Below are 15744 nucleotides of genomic sequence, written 5' to 3'. Positions count from 1 at the left end.
CGTGGGTGGAGCCGTCGGCGTGCTGGTGGCACCTCACGACGGCCGGAGTCTCCTGGCTCCCGGATCGACACTCGCCCCGGCCTTCCCGCCGGTCTCCCGGCCGTGGCCATGCATGGGGTCCGCTCCCCGGTGACAGTGGCGGGACCGCGCCGGATTCACACCGGCTTCCTCCGCGTCCGTCGAGCGATGAGCCGACCACACCACGGGCCGGGGGTCAACGACGTGGGCGTCACGTGCGCCCCGCGGACCTCAGTGCAGGATGCCCTGGCGGAAGCCGCGCGCGACCGCGTCGGCGCGGTCGCCGGCGCCCAGCTTGCGGAAGAGCCGCCGCGCGTGGGTCTTCACCGTGTCCTCGGCCAACGTCAGCGAGGCCGCGATCTCGGAGTTCGACAGCCCCTCGCACATCCCCAGCAGCACGTCCAGCTCGCGCCGGGAGAGCTCGGTGGTCGCGGGACGGCGGCCGGGGGCGCCGAACGGGCGCGGCCCGGTCTCCTCCCCGCCGCGCAGGAACCCCTTCGCCCCGCGCTCGAGGGCCAGACCCGCCATCTGGTGCTCGTCGGCGGGGCCCCCGACGACGAGGACGGCGACGTCGGGCGCCGCGGTGCGGACGGTGTCGAGCACCGCGATCCAGTACGCCCCGCCGGGAACCGTGCCGTGCGCGTCCGCGGCGACCAGCACCAGGTCCGGGCGCTCCCGCTCGATCGCGGCCGCCAGCTCGGCTCCCGGCCCGACCCCGTGCACCGTGTCGAACCCGGCGTCCACCCCGCGGGCGACCCGCTCCCGGGCGGCGGCGTCCGGCGCCACGATCAGGCAGACGGGCACGGCGGCTCCTCGGTTGGGGTGAGTGGCGTCAGACTCCCACACGGAACCGACATCCAGACCCTCGGCCTCCCGACACGTTTGAGGACATCACCCGTCCGGGTCGTCGGGCCACCTCACCTGCATCTCCCCCACCGGACGCCCCTTCCCGACGACCGGTGGCGCGGCCACCGCCCGCAGCGCGGCGGGCACGGCGACCCCCACCGTGTCGAGGACCGCGAGCAGGGTCGGTCCGAGCGCGCGGCCGGCGCCGTCGGCGACCTTGGCCGCGACCGCGGTGCCGTCCGGCAGCGCCGCCACGAGCACCCCCTCGGCGCCGGACTTGGCGACGCAGCCGGGGAGCTCGGTCATGAGCACGGTGTCGAGCCGGTCGGTGCCGGCCACGAGGTCGGGGCGGCCCCGCATCGCCGCGGCGACCCGCGCGACGGCCGGGTCGGCGGGGCGCGCCAGGGCGTGCGCGAGTCGGGCGAGGCCCTCGAGCGGGGTGACGAAGGCCGGGGCGCCGCACCCGTCGACGCTCGCGCCGAGCACGGGCCCGGCCAGCTCGTCGACCGCCGCCCGGCACGCCTGCTGCAGCGGGTGGGTCGGCTCGAGGTAGTCCGGGTCGCCGCCGGCCGCCACGAGCATCGCGGCGTGCTTGCCCGAGCAGTTCATCGCGAGCCGGGTCGGGCCGTGACCGGCCGTCAGGTACGCCCGCATCGCCGCGGCGCCCAGCGGCAGGTCCTCGACGCAGCGCAGGTCGTCCGGGGTCAGGCCGTGGCGTCCGAGCAGCGCCGTCACTGCGGCCAGGTGGACCGGCTCCCCGCTGTGCGAGGCGGCCGCCAGCGCGACCTCGTCGTCGGTGAGGTCGGCGCCGGCGCGGAGCACCGCGACCGCCTGGGCCGGCTTGAGCGCGGACCGGCCGTAGACCGGGGCGGCCGGGTCACCCGCCGTCCGGAGGACCGTGCCGTCCGGGCGGAGGACGACGACCGAGACCGCGTGGACCGACTCGACGACCTCGCCACGCGTGTGCGCTACGCGCAGGTGAGCACTAAGGGGTGTCATAGGCCCTCGAAGTGCTCACTTGCGCGCAGCGCACCTAGAACGCCGCCCGCTCCGCCAGCCGCCGGGCCTCGCCCGCGCGCTCCTCCGCGTCCTCGACACGCGGGTCGGCCCACGCCTCGGGACCGTCGGCGATGTTGATCCCGACCAGCGCCGACGCCGCCTCGGCGGCGCCCGCCGCGAGCAGCGCGGCCGTGACGGCGTCCCCGGAGAGCGCGTCGGGGCCGTGCTCGGCCAGGGCCGCCGCGATCTCGGTGACCCGCACCGCGAGCCCCAGCACGTCGAGGGGCACCTGGACGATCGCCTCGGTGGCGCCCGCGTCACCGCCGGGGGCCTTCCGGGCGGCGAGGAAGCCTGCGAACGCGGCCACGTCGTCGTCGGCCAGCCCGAGCGCGCGGGCGCGCAGGCCGTCGAGCTCGTGGGACAGGTCCACGGCCGACGGGTCGGTGCGCGCCGCGGCCTTCGCCACCTTCCCCGCCAGCCCGGCCGCCAGCGCCGCGGTGATCGCGGCGGTCGACCCGGCCGCGGGGCCGGGTCCCTTCGCCGCGAGCGCCTCGCCGAGCTTCGCGACCGGGACCTCGCCGAGCGGGCGGGGACTCCCGCCGGTCACCTAGAACAGCCCCACGATCGTCCCGTCGGGCTTGACGTCGATCGAGTGGGCCGCGGGCGCCTTGCCCAGGCCCGGCATCGTCCGCATGTCCCCGCAGATCGGATAGACGAACCCGGCCCCGACCGACGCGCGGACCTCGCGCACCGGCATCCGCCAACCGGTCGGGGCGCCGAGCAGCTTCGGGTCCGACGAGATCGACAGGTGCGTCTTCGCGATGCAGACCGGCAGGCCGCCGAACCCGTTGCGCTCGTAGAGGTCGATCGAGGTGTTCGCGGCCGGGGCGTAGTCGACGCCGTCGGCGCCGTAGACCTTCGTCGCCACCGTCTCGATCTTCTCGCGCAGCGACGCGTCGTCGGGATAGAGCAGCTGGAAGTCCGACGGCTCGTCCGCCGCCTCCGCGACCGCCTCGGCGAGCTCGGCCGCGCCCCGGCCACCGTCCGCGAAGTGCGTCGACACCGCGACCCGGGCCCCGAGCGACTCGGCGATCTCACGGATCGCGGCGTGCTCGCTCGGATGGTCGGTGGGGAAGGCGTTGATGCAGACCACCGGGGAGACGCCGTGCAGGCGCATGTTCTCGATCTGCTTGCGCAGGTTCGCCCCGCCGGCGTGCACCTCGTCGGGGTTCTCCGCGAGCAGCGCCTCCGGCAGCTCCTTGCCCGCGACGATCCGGTGGTTGCCGCTGTGCGCCTTGAGCGCCCGCACGGTGGCGACGACGACGGCCGCGTCCGGGGTCATCCCCGACGCGCGACACTTGATGTTGAAGAAGCGCTCGGCGCCCATGTCGGCGCCGAACCCGGCCTCGGTGACGAGGAAGTCCCCGGCGTGGATGCCGATGCGGTCGGCGACGATCGAGGAGTTGCCGTGCGCGATGTTGCCGAACGGCCCGGCGTGCACCAGGACCGGCGTGTTCTCCAGGGTCTGCATCAGGTTCGGCTTGAGCGCGTCCCGCATCAGCGCCGCCATGGCCCCGGCGCCGTGGATGTCCTCGGCGGTCACGGCGTCGCCGTCGGGGGTGTAGCCCACGACGATCCGGCCGAGGCGGTCGCGCATCTCCTCGAGGGAGTTCGACAGCGCGAGGATCGCCATCACCTCGGAGGCCGACGTGATGTCGAAGCCCGACTCGCGCGGGACGCCGTCAAGGCGCCCGCCGAGCCCGGTGACGACGTTGCGCAGCGCGCGGTCGTTCACGTCGAGCACGCGGCGCCAGGTCACGCGGTAGGGGTCCAGCCCGGCCGCGTTGCCCTGGAAGAGGTGGTTGTCCAGCACCGCGGAGAGCATGTTGTGGGCGCTGGTCACGGCGTGGAAGTCGCCGGTGAGGTGGAGGTTGAACTTCTCCATCGGCACGACCTGCGAGTAGCCGCCGCCCGCGGCGCCGCCCTTGATGCCGAACGTCGGCCCCATCGAGGGCTGGCGGATCGCGATGACCCCGCGCTTCCCGATGTGCGAGAACGCCTGCCCGAGACCGACCGTGGTCGTCGTCTTGCCCTCGCCGAGCGGCGTCGGCGTGATCGCCGTCACCACGACGTACTTGGCCGTCGGCCGGTCGCTCATCACGTCGATCGCGTCGAGCTCGATCTTCGCGACGTCGCGGCCGTGCATCTCCAGCAGGTGGGAGGGCAGGTCCATGGCCGCGGCGACGTCGTCCAGCGGCTTCAGCGTCGCCTTCTGGGCGATCTCGAGGTCCGACGGGATGCTCATGACGGATCACACAAGCAGAGACCGTCCCGGCCGTCGACGTGAAGTGACCTCGCGCCTACTGCGCGCATGCGCACTGAATCGTCGGAGAGAGTGGTGTCCCGTGGACCCTGCGACCCTCCTGACCCAGATCGCGCCGATCTTCGCCGTGATCGCCGTCGGCGCGGTCGCCGCCCGGTGGGAGCGGTTCTCCGAGTCCGCCGCCGCGACCCTCAACGACCTCGTCTACTACCTCGCGCTGCCCGCTCTGATCTTCGACAGCGTCGCGGAGGCCGACCTCGCCACCGGGGTATCGGGGGTCGGCGTCGCGGTGACGTTCGGCCTGCTGCTGGCGGGTTACGGGCTCGCGCTCCTCGCGGCCCGGCTGATCCGGATGCCGCTGCGCGAGGCCAACGCGGTCGGCACGGTCGGTTCCTGGGGGAACGTCGGGTACCTCGGCATCCCGCTGTCGGTCGCGGTGCTCGGGCCGGGGGCCGGCCTCGCCGCGTCGCTGGTGTCCACCATCCACACCGCGGTGGCGATCTCGCTGTTCGTCGTCGCGGCCACGTTGATCGACCGCGACCGGTCCTCCCGCGGCCTGCTGGTCCGCACCGTCGCGCGCCGCGTGCTCGGCAACCCGATCGTCATCGCGATCGTGCTCGGGCTGCTGGTGGCCGCGAGCGGGTGGCAGCTGCCGCGTCCGGCCGCGACGACCGTCGAGCTGATCGGCGACATGGCCGCCCCGGGCGGGCTGTTCGCGCTCGGCATCCTGCTGCGCGGGGCGGTGCCCGCCCTGCGCGGCGGGCGGGTCGGCGGGATCGCCGTCGCCGTCGTGGTCAAGCTCGTGGTCCTGCCCGCCCTCGCGGTGGCGGCGGTGCACCTGTTCGCCGTCCCCGCCCCGTGGGCGGCGGTGCTGGTGCTGATGTGCGCTCTCCCGGACGCGGCGACGGTGTTCGTCCTCATGGCCCAGTACCGCACCTGGTACCGCGAGAGCACCGCCGCCGTCGTCCTCACCACGGTGGGGTCGGTCGTGACCCTGCCGCTGGTGCTGACGCTCGCGCTCTAGTTCGACATCCAGAGGCTGCGGCGCTCCTCGTGGGTGCGGGCGTGGGCGATGCGGTCGACGGCCGCGCGCTGCTCCTCGCTCGCGGTGCCGAGGGCGACCGCGCGCTCCGCGTCGGCCATCTCGCGGTCGGCCTTCGCCTCGTCGACGTCGGTGGGCAGCGCCACGACCTGTCCCCGTCGGGCGTCCTCGGGCTCGCCTGCATACCTGCCGGCCATGACTGGTCACTCCTTCGTTGCACGGTGGGCCTGCTGCTCAAGCCCCGCCTCGTCCGGGGTAGACGCAATGTGCGCGCAACAATCGACGCTGTGTCCCAGACGACTGCCGCCGCCGTGGTCCTCGCCGGCGGCCGCTCCCGCCGCATGGGCCGGGACAAGGCCGGGCTGAGCTGGGGCGACGGCACGTTGCTCGACCACGTGATCGGCGTGCTGCGACTGGCGGTGAGCGGCCCGGTCGTCGTGGTCGGCGCCGCCGGGTTCCCCCGTCCGGTGGACGCCGCGGACGTCCTCTCGGTCACCGACGACGCCCCCGACCGCGGCCCGCTGCAGGGCATCGCCACCGGGCTCACGACGGCGGGTGCCGCGGGGCGGGACCGCGCCTTCCTCTGCTCGGTCGACCTGCCGCGCCTGCACCCGGCCTACGTCACCGCCGTGCTCGCCGCGCTCGGGGACGCCGGGGACGTGGAGGTCGCCCTCCCGGTGCTGCACGGGCACCGCCAGCCGCTGGCCGCCGCCTACCGGACCGCGCTCGGTCCGCGCGCGACGCGCCTGCTCGACGCGGGCGCCCGCCGCCCGGCGGAGCTGTTCGCGGCGAGCGCGGTGCGCGAGCTCACCGCCGCCGACCTGCTCGCCGACCCCGCGCTCGCCGCCGTCGACCCCGGGCTCGAGGCGGTGGCGGACGTGGACACCCCGGACGAGTACGCCGCCGCCCGAGCCCGTGAGCAGCGGTGACGCCACCGGACGAACCGGACGACGACCCGCCGTCGGGACCGCGGACGTGAGAGGTTGATCGTCATGACGTCCCCCCGGTGGCAGCGGTTCCTGGGCACGTCGGTCGCCGGGATGGCCGTGGCCGCCGTCGTGGTGGGGCTGGGTGCCGGCCTGGGCGCCGTGGTGTTCCGGGAGCTGATCTTCCTGGTGACCCGGCTCGTCACGGGCACGACGGACTACGCCGCGACCCCGGGCGCGCCGCTGCCCTGGTGGCCGGAGATCGGTCGCTGGTTCCTCGTGGCCGCGCCGGTGGTCGGCGGCCTGATCTACGGCCCGCTCGTCTACCGCTACGCCCGCGAGGCGCGCGGGCACGGCGTGCCCGAGGTGATGCTCGCGGTGGCCGAGAACGACGGACGCATCCGGCCCCGTGTCGCCGTCGTGAAGTCCCTCGCCTCCGCGTTGACGATCGGCACCGGCGGGTCCGTGGGCCGCGAGGGACCGATCGTGCAGATCGGCTCGGCGATCGGGTCCAGCCTCGGGCAGTGGATGCGGATGCCGACCTCCCGGCTGCGGCTGCTCGTCGCCTGCGGCGCGGGTGGCGGCATCTCGGCGACCTTCAACGCCCCGATCTCCGGGGTGTTCTTCGCCCTCGAGATCATCCTGCTCGACTTCACGATGCTCTCGTTCGTCGTGGTGGTGACCGCCTCCGCGGTGGCGAACCTCGTCGCCCGGGGGTTCGAGGGCTCGTCGACCTTCCTGAAGCTGCCGCCGTTCTCGGTCGACTCCTTCGCGCAGTTCGGCCTGTTCGCGCTCGTGGGTCTCGTCGGCGCGCTGGTCGGGGTCCTGTTCACCCGCACCCTCTACGGCCTGGAGGACCTCGCCGACGCGGTGTGGAAGGGACCGGAGTGGCTGCGACCGGCGGTCGGCGGCGTGCTCGTCGGACTCGTGCTGGTCGCGCTGCCCGAGATGTACGGCGTCGGCTACCCCGTGCTGCAGGCCGGGGTGGCCGGGCAGTACGCGCTGGGCTTCCTGCTGCTCCTGCTCGTCGGCAAGCTGATCGCCACCAGCCTGACCCTCGCGATCGGCGGCTCGGGCGGCATCTTCGCGCCGTCGCTGTTCCTCGGCGCCATGACCGGCACCGCGCTCGGCCTCGGGTTCGCCGCGGTCGCCCCGGGGGTCGCCGGGCCCGCGGGCGCCTACGGCCTCGTCGGGATGGCGGCCGTGCTCGCCGGCGCGACCCGGGCGCCGATCACCGCCGTCGTCATCGTCGCCGAGATCACCGGCGAGTGGTCGCTCATCGTCCCGCTGATGATCGCCGTGGCCCTCGCGACCGCGCTCTCCCGGCTCGTCTCCCGCGAGACGATCTACACGATGAAGCTCTCGCGGCGCGGGATCCGGCTCATCCCGCCGGGCGCCCGCGAGTGGCGCCCGTTCGGCCCCGGCGAGGTGCTCGAGCTGCCCGAGGGGCGCTGCCTCGTCCGCCTCCCCGTTCCGGACGACCGGTGGAGCCCGCCCCCAGCGTTCGCGCGGCTGGACGGCGGAGCGGACGATGCGCGGGTGCTCCTCACCGGTCCGGCCGACGCCCTCGACGCCCTCGCCGCCTCGCTGGACCGGGACGACGCACGATGAGGCGCCTCGTCGTCCTCGCCGCGGTGCTGCTCGGCGTGCTGGCCGGGTGCGGCGGCACGGACAACCCCGCGAGCATCCCGTCCGGGCAGTCCTCGGAGGCGGCGGCCCCGGGCGTGGAGAACCGGTCGCCCGACGCTGCCCGCAACAAGCTGCGCCTCGCCCTGGCCGACCCCTGCTACACGAGCTCCGACCCCCGCGCGGTGTGGCCGCGCTGCGGGCGCTGGGTGGAGGAGACCGCCTCCACGGCGCGCACCGCGGCGAACGCGCTGCCCGACGACCCGGCGGTCACCGCCGCGGCCGCCCAGGTCGGGGCGGCCCGGGACTCCTACGTCGCGCGCGGCTGCCCGGCCACCGCCCCGGGCGGCACGGTGGACGTGGGCGCGTGCGTCGGCGGCCTCGTCACCGCCCGCACGGCCGTGGACGCCCTCTCCCGGGCCCTAGGGTCGGCCCCATGAGCAGCCTGACCGATCCCGCCGTCCGGGACTTCCTCTCCCACGGCACCCGCACCGGCAAGCTCGGCTGGACCGCGAGCGACGGCCGCCCCCTCGTCGCCCCGATCTGGTACCTGCTCGAGGACGACACGCTGGTGTTCAACACCGGGCGCGACACCGCGAAGGGCAAGGCGCTCACCCGCGACCCGCGCGTGGTGCTGTGCGTCGACCTCGAGGAGCCGCCGTTCGCGTTCGTGCAGGTCCAGGGCACGGTCACGCTCTCCGAGGACCCCGACGAGCTGCTGCGCACCGCCACCGCGCTCGGCGGGCGCTACATGGGGGCCGACCGCGCCGAGGAGTTCGGGAAGCGGAACGCGGTGCCCGGGGAGCTCGTCGTCCGGATCACCCCGACGAAGGTCCTCGCCTCGCTGGACATGACGGCGTGAGCACCCGGCCGGCCCTCGCGGAGGAGTTCGACCTCGAACCCCACCCCGAGGGCGGCTGGTTCCGCCGGCTCTGGGCCGCCCCCGTCGTCGTGACCCCCGCCGGCTACGCCGGCCCGCGCCCCACCGCGACGGCGATCCACTACGCCCTCGCGCCCGGCGAGCGCTCGGGGTGGCACCGGGTGCGCTCGGACGAGCTGTGGCTGTGGCAGCGCGGCGGGCCGGTCTCGGTGTGGGTGTCCGAGGGTCCCGACGGCGGGGTGGAGCACCGGCTCGGTCCCGACGACGGGCTCTCCGTCCTCGTGCCGGGCGGGACGTGGCAACGGGCCGAACCGGCGGACGCCGAGGTGCTCGTCACGTGCGTGGTGTCCCCCGGCTTCGACTACGCCGACTGGGAGCTCACGCCGGAGTGATCAGCCGTCCGCGGCGGGCTGCTGCGCAGGCTCCTCGGGCTGCTGAGCGGCGGGGGCCTCCGGGGCGGCCCCCTCGGCCGGGGCGCCGGGCTCCACCGGGGCGGGCTCCGGTGCCGGGGCCGGGCCCGCGCTCGGCGTCGGCGGCGCGGTCGTGGTCGTGCCGGGCGCCTTGCTCTCGGTGGTGGGCGCGGCCGCCGTGGTGCTGCTGGCCTGCTGGCCCTCGCCGGTGGCCGTCGTCCCCGGGTCGTCGCCGGCGACCGGCACGAACTCCCCGAAGGTCTGCTTCGGCGTGCCCTGCACGGCGCCGTTCATGAACTTCTGCCAGATGTCGCTCGGGATGCCGTGGCCGTAGATCGGGCGGCCGTCGGGGTACTGGATCGGCGTGTTGTCGTCGGTGCCGACCCACACCGACGCCACGACCGACGGGGTGTACCCGACCATCCACGCGTCGTTGTTCTGGTTGTCCAGGTGCGACTGGACGGTCCCGGTCTTGCCCGCGGCGATGCGCCCGCCGGCGAGCTGCGCGCCGTCGTAGGTCGGGACGTCGCGCATGGCCTCGGTGACGTTGCGCGCCACCTTCGGGTCGATGCGCTGCTCGCCCTGGTCGGCCGCGCCGTCGTAGAGCACCTCGCCGCTGGCCGTCGTGACCTTCTGCACCAGGTGCGGCTTGTGGTAGACGCCGTCGTTCGCGAACGTGGCGTAGGCGGCGGCCATCTCGACCGGGGTGACCTCGGCGTTGCCCAGGGCGAGGCCCGAGTTCGGGTTCTCCAGCTTGGCGGTGATCCCGGCCTGGTGGGCGGCGTCCGCCACCGCCTGCGGGCCGACCTCGTTGCCGAGCGCGGTGAACACGACGTTGTTCGACAACGTCATGGCCTTCTTCAGGGAGCAGTTGGCGCAGTCCGCGCCCTCGACGTTGCGGACCGTCTTCCCGGGGACCGACTGCCCGTCGAACTGGGTGCTGATGCCGATCGGCGGGTGCTGCTGCAGCGCGGCCAGCAGCACGAACGGCTTGAACGTCGAGCCCGCCTGCTTCTCCACCTGCGCGTAGTCGAGGCCCGATCCGTTGTCGCCGCCGTAGTACGAGAGGATCGCGCCGGTCCGCGGGTCGATCGAGACGGCGGCGCTGCGCAGGTTCGCGGGCTTGCCCTGCATCTCGTCGCGGACCGACTCGGCCGCCTCGGCCTGCTTCTCCGGGTCGATCGTCGTCTGGATCTGCAGGCCTTCGGTGACCAGCGCGTCCTCGTCGATCCCGAGGCTCTTCAGCTCGTCCTTGACCGCGTTGTAGATGTGGCCGCGGTCGTCGTCCGGCACGCCGTTGCCGACCTTGCGGGGCGGGATCGTCATCGGGAACGTCGCGTTCGCGCGGTCGCCGGCGGAGAGCCAGCCCTGCGAGACCATGCCGTCGAGCACGTAGGTCCAGCGGCGCTGGGAGCCCTGCAGGTTGACCGCCGGGTCCCACTGCGACGGCGCCTGGATGAGGCCCGCGATCATCGCGCCCTCGGCCGGGGTCAGCTGGTCGACCGACTTCGCGAAGTACGCCTGCGAGGCGGCCTGGATGCCGTACGCGCCGCGCCCGAAGTAGATGCTGTTGAGGTAGTCCTCGAGCACCTGGTCCTTCGAGTACTCCTGCGTGATCTTGGCCGAGATGATCAGTTCCTTGAACTTGCGGAAGTACGAGTGCTCGGAGCCGACCATCGCGTTCTTGACGTACTGCTGGGTGATCGTCGACCCGCCGCCCTGCCCGCCGGTGACCTGCTTCCAGGCCGCCTTCGCGATCCCGGAGACGTCGAAGCCGGAGTTCGTGTAGAACGTCCGGTCCTCGGCCGAGAGCACGGCGTGCTGCACCGGCAGCGGCACCTGGGCGATCGACACCTTCTGCCGGTTGCCCTGCTCGCCAGGCGCCACGCGGGCGAGCACCGTGCCGTCGGAGAAGGACACCGTGTTGAGCTGGCTCTCGACCGCCGAATCCGCGTTCGGCACCGGGACGAGCAGCCACCCCAGCGTCAGCGCCAGGACCGGGACCCCGACCGCGGTCGCCAGCGTCGCGTAGCCCATCCGGCGGCGACGGCGCCACAGCCGGGCCGCGACCGGCAGCGACTCGCCGTCCTTGCCGTCGAGGTAGCGCTGGACGCGGTCGTCGACCAGGTGGCCCACCCGGACCAGGCGCTCGCCGCCCGGCCAGTGCACGACCTTGGCCGCCACGGCCGCGACGAGCGCGGCCACCGCCGCGGCGATCCGCCCGCGGGGCGGGGCGGAACGGTCGTCCCGGAGCGGCGCCGCCGACCGCGCGGTGCGGGAGCGCCCGGTGGTCGCCGTCGTGGTGGTCCGCGTCCCGGTCGCCCGGCGTCCGGCTGCGCGTGCGAGCCCGTCCTTGCCGGCCGCGCGACGCTCGGCGCGGGTCTGCATCGACTGGGGGGTCGAGGCGCCGCGCCGCGTCGTCGTGGTGGCGGCGGTGCCCGTCGAGCCGGCCGTGGTCGTCGGCGACGAGGCCCGGGTCGGTGCGGCGGAGGCGCCGGAGTCCTCCCCGTCGACCTCGGGGCCCTTCTCGCGCCCGTCCTTCCCGACGGCGGGTGCGATGGCGGTGCCGTCGGGGGTGCGGCGCGGGGCAGCGTCGTGTCCATCGAGCACCGTCGGTGCGGGCGCCGCCGAGGGTGCCCGCTCGCCGGACGGTGCAGGGCGGGCGGGTGCGACCGGCCGCGACCCGGCGGCCGGGCCCTGCGGAGCGGCCGGACCCTGCGGAGCGGCCGGGCCCTGCGGAGCGGCCGGGCCCTGCGGAGCGGCTGGGCCCTGCGGGCCGGCGGGCCGCTGCGGGGTGACCGGGTTCTGCGGGGCGGCGGGCGACCCGGGGCGGACCGGGGCGACGGCACCGGCGAGAGCCTGGGGCGGGCCGGCGACGGTCCGGGACGCACCGGGACCGGCGTTCGGCTGCGGGCCGGCAGGACGGGCCGGCCCGGACGGCCGCCCGGGCGCAGGCGCCGCGCCCGGGGCGGAGGGCCCGGGTCGGACGGGTGCCGATCCGGTCGCGGGCGCGACCGGCGCACCGGGACGACCGGGGGCCGCCGACGGGCGGGCCGGACCACCGGGCCGCGCGGGGGGCGGCGTGCCGGGCCGGGGCTGGGGGCCGGAGTCGGTGCGCGCGCCGGGCACGGCGCGCGTCCCGGTCAGCGAGGGGGCGGGCTCGGAGCCGGGGAACGACGGGTGCCCCACCGGACGGCGGGTCGGGGCGCCCGGACCGCGACCGGTCGGGCCCTGCGCGGGCGGGTTCGCCGGAGGCGGTGGCGCAGCCGGCGGGGGCGGCACCGACAGCGGCTGCTGCAGGGCGGTGCGGGAGGTCGTGGCGGGGGCACCGCCACCGGCGGGACGCGATCCCGTCAGCAGCGCCGCGCCGGAGCGACGCTCGGCCATGGGCCGGCCCGCGGGGGCGCTCCCGCCGGGCGTCCGGAAGGACGACGAGGAGAGCGCGTTCGGGAACCCGATCGGCGGGGAGGGCGGGGCCGGGTCGTCGGCCGGGCGGGGGCGGAAGATCTCGCCGTAGTCCCGGTCACGGTCCTCGGCGTCGAGGTCGGGGCCCGGGGGCGGAGGCACCTCGAGGGGGTCCGGACGCTCGTGTCGAGAGGACCGGGAATGCGCTCCCGCCACCGCTCCACCTCCCGCGTCCGTGCGGTGGGCCGGCCCCACCGGTCTCGATGGGATCACGGCCCGGTCTCCGTCCGGCGACCGTCCCCCGCGTGGAACCGCCGATCGGAGAGTCCGCCGCGTAGGCGATCCCGTCGAGGTCAACGGCTGCGGCGAGGCCCGGATACAGGGGGAATCTGGCGCGCTCCGTGACCGGATGGAAACATGCGGCGAGCGGTGTTCGGTGTCCCCGCACATGGGTGACACTGTCCTTCGCTCGACGACGGGCCACCGGTCACCGATCGGACCCGCCCGTCCCATCAGGTCCGCACGACCCAGCGACACCGAGAGGTGACCATGACCGACGACCCGGCCGATCCCCGCGGGGAGGCTCCGGACGGGTCGGACGCCGCGGGCGGCGACCGCCCGGGGCTGGTCGCGGGCGAGGCGGCCGCCATCGCCCGGTTCGGTGACGGTCCGGCCCTGTTCTCGGCCGACGTCCCCGCACCCCGGCACCCCCACGTCGGACCGCTGCTTCCGCACCGGCGCACCGCCCGGCCCGGCGCCGTCCGGGCGCCCTCCGGGCCGGCCGAGCGCCCCGACCCGTCGTCGGGAACGGAGCTCGTGCTCGCACCGCGGCACCTGCCCGCGCGGCCGACCGAGGACCTCGCGAGCCGGTGGCGGCGCGCCGGTGCCGCCACCCGGTACGGGGTGGAGGTGGCCGTCGACTGGACCGCCCGCACCGTCGTGGCCGCGGTGGGAGCGGTCGGGGCGGCGGCGCAGGCCCTGGTCTCGCTGATCTTCGGCCCGGAGCGCCCCGCTCTGCCCGAGGGCCGGCAGCGCTAGAGCTGCACGCCGCGGGTCAGCGCGCCGTCGACCACGAGGTTGGTGCCGGTCACGAACGACGCGACGGGGCTCGCGAGGAACGTGACCGCCACGGCGATCTCCTCCGGGCGCGCCATGCGGCCGGTCGGGTTGAGCGCGAGCGCGCGGTCGTAGAGCTCGCGGTCGCCGGACTCGATCGACTCCCAGACCCCACCCTCGAAGTAGGTGTTGCCGGGCGACACCGAGTTCGCGCGGACGCGGCCGGCGAGCTGATGGGCCAGCCCCTGCGTGTAGTGCACGATCGCGCCCTTGAAGGTGCCGTACGGACCCGCCGCGAAGTCGATCTCGCGGCCGGAGACGCTCGAGATCGTGACGATCGACCCGGCGCCGGAGGCCTCCAGGGCCGGCAGCGCCGCCTCCACGAGGCGCACGGTACCGAGCATGTCGGTGCGGAAGGACGCCTCCCAGTTCTCCTCGGTCGGCGGGATGGCGAGCGCCGACACGTTGGCCACGACGACGTCGATGCCGCCGAGGTCCTCGGCGCACCCGGTCACCCAGGCCCGCAGCGCGTCCCCGTCGGCGACGTCGACCGCGGCCCCGCGCACGTCGTGCCCCGCCGCGGTGAGGTCGGCGACGCAGGCCTCGACGCCCTCGGCACCCCGCGCGCAGAAGGCGACCGTCGCGCCCTCCCCGGCCAGGCTCTCCACGACCGCCCGGCCGATGCCCTTGCTGCCCCCGGTGACCAGGGCCTTGCGTCCGGCGAGCTGCAGATCCACGGGGTCTCCTAGAGCGACGCGGCGCGGGCCCGCAGGTCGGCGTGCAGGCCGCCGTACGGGTCCACGCGGGGCAGGAACGCCTTGGACACCTTCGTCACGGCGCTGTAGTTGGTGTCGACCACGTTGGCCAGCGGGGCCAGCGAGATCTGGGTGAGCAGTTCGTACGCGTCGAGGCGGTCCAGCCCGTGCAGCGTGCCGAGCCAGGAGATCATCTCCTTCTGCCCGATGCGCCACGCGTCCTCGAGCGGGCGGGAGGACCCGACGGTGATGAGCTCCTCGTCGCTCTCGATGCGCGGCCACAGGGGCGCGGGCGCGACGTCGGCCTTCACCAGCTCCACGATCAGGGTCACGTCCATCGCACCCTCGACGGCGGTGCCGCAGGACTCGCCCTCGCCCTGCCGGTAGTGCCCGTCACCCACCGAGAACAGCGCGCCGGGCTCGTTGACCGGCAGGTAGCAGGTGACGCCGGCCCGCATCTCGGGCGTGTCCATGTTCCCCCCGAAGGCGTCCGGGGTGAGCGAGGAGCGGACCTCGCGGGCCGCGGGCGCCACCCCGACGGTCCCGAGCATCGGCGCCACGGGCAGGTCGACGCTGAAGTCGCTGCGCCGCGCCACGAACGTGACGGTGTTCCGCGCCCGGTCCAGCTCGTAGATCCAGGTGAGCTCGGGCAGCGGGTCGTCGAGCAGGGCCGTGCGATCGGTACCGGTCAGGCCGCCGAAGAACGGCACGAGCGTGGAGGCGCCCCACTCGCGGGCCGGGGTGAGGTCGACCAGGTGCAGCACCAGGGTGTCGCCGGGCTCCGCGCCGCGGACCGCGAACGGCCCGGTCTGCGGGTTGAGGAAGCGCGCGTCGAGCACCGCGCTCGGCAGGTCGGTGACCGCGCGGATGCGCCCGCCGAAGGCGTCGTCGCACCACAGGCGCATGACGGTGCCCGGCTCGACCTCGCGGACCGGGGCGACCCCGCCGAAGGTCCAGGCGTACTGCTCGGGCGTCGGGGTGAACTCGAGCTCGGCCACGCGGTGATCCTGCTGGGTCCGCGCGCCGAGGTCCAGTCAGAAGTGGTCGGCGCCCGTCAGCTGCTGCTCGAGGCGGTCCGCGGTCTCGGTGACCAGGCGGAACGGCCCCTCGAACTCGGCGAAGCTCATGTCCTCCAGCGGCGCGGCGTGCCGGAACACGGCGACCCCGTCGACGGCGGCTGCGCCCCCGACCACGGCGTCCTCGGCGAGCTCGAGCAGGCGCCGGGCGTCGATCTGGTCGAGCTTCGCGATCGGCGACTCGATCTGCATCCAGTCGTGCCCGTCGACCGCGCCGCGGTGCCGGACGTAGACGAGCTGGTCACGGTCCTCGCCCGTCGGGAGGCGGAAGGTGAGGCTGTCCGCGCTCTGCGCCATCACCTCGTAGCGGACCCGCACCCACAGCACCAGGTCGTCCCAGCTGGCCACGTGCCCGCCCCTCCTCGGTTCGGTCGATGCGAGC

16 protein-coding genes and 1 riboswitch are annotated in these 15744 nt (G+C 75.2%); of the genes, 7 read left to right on the top strand and 9 right to left on the bottom strand.

Features of this window, described 5'->3' with window-relative positions:
* Positions 1–46: 46 nt before the first annotated feature.
* Positions 47–170: riboswitch (cobalamin riboswitch) on the bottom strand.
* Between the two features lie 79 nt (positions 171–249).
* The 4 genes from BJ983_RS32510 to BJ983_RS23485 all read right to left on the bottom strand — a co-directional run bounded on the left by BJ983_RS32510 (position 250) and on the right by BJ983_RS23485 (position 4168).
* Positions 250–822 (bottom strand): response regulator transcription factor, encoded by a 573-nt coding sequence (locus BJ983_RS32510; RefSeq protein ID WP_343054321.1) that lies wholly within the window; start codon positions 820–822, stop codon positions 250–252.
* A gap of 87 nt (positions 823–909) precedes the next feature.
* Positions 910–1863: an asparaginase gene (locus tag BJ983_RS23495; protein ID WP_179796024.1), complete on the bottom strand. Its 954-nt coding sequence runs from the start codon at positions 1861–1863 to the stop codon at positions 910–912.
* 34 nt (positions 1864–1897) lie between these two features.
* Positions 1898–2470 (bottom strand): cyclodeaminase/cyclohydrolase family protein, encoded by a 573-nt coding sequence (locus tag BJ983_RS23490; protein WP_179796023.1) that lies wholly within the window; start codon positions 2468–2470, stop codon positions 1898–1900.
* A complete protein-coding gene (locus BJ983_RS23485) occupies positions 2471–4168 on the bottom strand; it encodes a formate--tetrahydrofolate ligase (protein WP_179796022.1) in 1698 nt (565 codons plus the stop codon).
* A gap of 100 nt (positions 4169–4268) precedes the next feature.
* On the opposite strand from BJ983_RS23485, the gene BJ983_RS23480 reads away from it, so the two are divergent.
* Complete coding sequence (locus BJ983_RS23480; RefSeq protein WP_179796021.1) at positions 4269–5210, top strand: AEC family transporter; 942 nt, start codon at positions 4269–4271, stop codon at positions 5208–5210.
* Here the strand turns inward: BJ983_RS23480 and BJ983_RS23475 are convergent.
* A complete protein-coding gene (locus BJ983_RS23475; protein ID WP_179796020.1) occupies positions 5207–5425 on the bottom strand; it encodes a hypothetical protein in 219 nt (72 codons plus the stop codon). The genes BJ983_RS23480 and BJ983_RS23475 overlap by 4 nt on opposite strands.
* 90 nt (positions 5426–5515) lie before the next feature.
* Between BJ983_RS23475 and mobA the strand changes: the two genes are divergently transcribed.
* From mobA to BJ983_RS23450, 5 genes are all read left to right on the top strand, one after another.
* A complete protein-coding gene (mobA, locus tag BJ983_RS23470; protein ID WP_179796019.1) occupies positions 5516–6157 on the top strand; it encodes an NTP transferase domain-containing protein in 642 nt (213 codons plus the stop codon).
* Positions 6158–6220: 63 nt separating this feature from the next.
* Positions 6221–7765 carry a chloride channel protein gene (locus tag BJ983_RS23465; RefSeq protein ID WP_246325641.1) on the top strand — a complete coding sequence of 515 codons (1545 nt, stop codon included), beginning with the start codon at positions 6221–6223 and terminating at the stop codon, positions 7763–7765.
* Positions 7762–8220, top strand: coding sequence for a hypothetical protein (locus BJ983_RS23460; RefSeq protein WP_179796017.1), 459 nt, complete (start codon positions 7762–7764; stop codon positions 8218–8220). Before BJ983_RS23465 ends, BJ983_RS23460 begins: the two co-directional genes overlap by 4 nt.
* Positions 8217–8642 (top strand): PPOX class F420-dependent oxidoreductase, encoded by a 426-nt coding sequence (locus tag BJ983_RS23455; protein WP_179796016.1) that lies wholly within the window; start codon positions 8217–8219, stop codon positions 8640–8642. The genes BJ983_RS23460 and BJ983_RS23455 overlap by 4 nt, the downstream gene beginning before the upstream one ends.
* Positions 8639–9052: a cupin domain-containing protein gene (locus BJ983_RS23450; protein WP_179796015.1), complete on the top strand. Its 414-nt coding sequence runs from the start codon at positions 8639–8641 to the stop codon at positions 9050–9052. The genes BJ983_RS23455 and BJ983_RS23450 overlap by 4 nt, the downstream gene beginning before the upstream one ends.
* Here the strand turns inward: BJ983_RS23450 and BJ983_RS32505 are convergent, their stop codons facing one another.
* On the bottom strand, positions 9053–12637 hold the full coding sequence (locus tag BJ983_RS32505) for a transglycosylase domain-containing protein (RefSeq protein WP_343054320.1): 3585 nt from the start codon (positions 12635–12637) through the stop codon (positions 9053–9055).
* A 387-nt stretch (positions 12638–13024) separates the two neighbouring features.
* Here BJ983_RS32505 and BJ983_RS23440 point away from each other — a divergent pair, with 387 nt between their 5' ends.
* The gene (locus BJ983_RS23440) at positions 13025–13513 is read left to right on the top strand and encodes a hypothetical protein (RefSeq protein ID WP_179796014.1); all 489 of its coding nucleotides are present in this window, start codon (positions 13025–13027) and stop codon (positions 13511–13513) included.
* On the opposite strand, the gene BJ983_RS23435 is transcribed toward BJ983_RS23440, so the two are convergent.
* The 3 genes from BJ983_RS23435 to BJ983_RS23425 are packed head-to-tail and all read right to left on the bottom strand — an operon-like array spanning position 13510 to position 15710.
* Positions 13510–14268 carry an SDR family oxidoreductase gene (locus tag BJ983_RS23435; protein ID WP_179796013.1) on the bottom strand — a complete coding sequence of 253 codons (759 nt, stop codon included), beginning with the start codon at positions 14266–14268 and terminating at the stop codon, positions 13510–13512. The two genes, BJ983_RS23440 and BJ983_RS23435, sit on opposite strands and share 4 nt — an antisense overlap.
* An 8-nt stretch (positions 14269–14276) precedes the next feature.
* Positions 14277–15284 (bottom strand): acetamidase/formamidase family protein, encoded by a 1008-nt coding sequence (locus BJ983_RS23430; RefSeq protein ID WP_179796012.1) that lies wholly within the window; start codon positions 15282–15284, stop codon positions 14277–14279.
* Between the two features lie 36 nt (positions 15285–15320).
* Positions 15321–15710 (bottom strand): hypothetical protein, encoded by a 390-nt coding sequence (locus BJ983_RS23425; RefSeq protein WP_179796011.1) that lies wholly within the window; start codon positions 15708–15710, stop codon positions 15321–15323.
* Positions 15711–15744 lie beyond the last annotated feature (34 nt).

This window comes from Actinomycetospora corticicola (assembly GCF_013409505.1).
Classification (GTDB): Bacteria; Actinomycetota; Actinomycetes; order Mycobacteriales; family Pseudonocardiaceae; genus Actinomycetospora; species Actinomycetospora corticicola.
The sequence above is the reverse complement of the archived record's forward strand: the minus strand, read 5'-3'. Positions and strand labels throughout refer to the sequence as shown.

Bases quoted from the DNA above. Each gene is read 5' to 3' on its own strand.
- BJ983_RS23495 (WP_179796024.1), bottom strand. From the start codon at position 1,863: ATGACACCCCTTAGTGCTCACCTGCGCGTAGCGCACACGCGTGGCGAG.
- BJ983_RS23475 (WP_179796020.1), bottom strand. From the start codon at position 5,425: ATGGCCGGCAGGTATGCAGGCGAGCCCGAGGACGCCCGACGGGGACAG.
- BJ983_RS23485 (WP_179796022.1), bottom strand. From the start codon at position 4,168: ATGAGCATCCCGTCGGACCTCGAGATCGCCCAGAAGGCGACGCTGAAG.
- BJ983_RS23440 (WP_179796014.1), top strand. From the start codon at position 13,025: ATGACCGACGACCCGGCCGATCCCCGCGGGGAGGCTCCGGACGGGTCG.
- BJ983_RS23460 (WP_179796017.1), top strand. From the start codon at position 7,762: ATGAGGCGCCTCGTCGTCCTCGCCGCGGTGCTGCTCGGCGTGCTGGCC.
- BJ983_RS23455 (WP_179796016.1), top strand. From the start codon at position 8,217: ATGAGCAGCCTGACCGATCCCGCCGTCCGGGACTTCCTCTCCCACGGC.
- BJ983_RS23465 (WP_246325641.1), top strand. From the start codon at position 6,221: ATGACGTCCCCCCGGTGGCAGCGGTTCCTGGGCACGTCGGTCGCCGGG.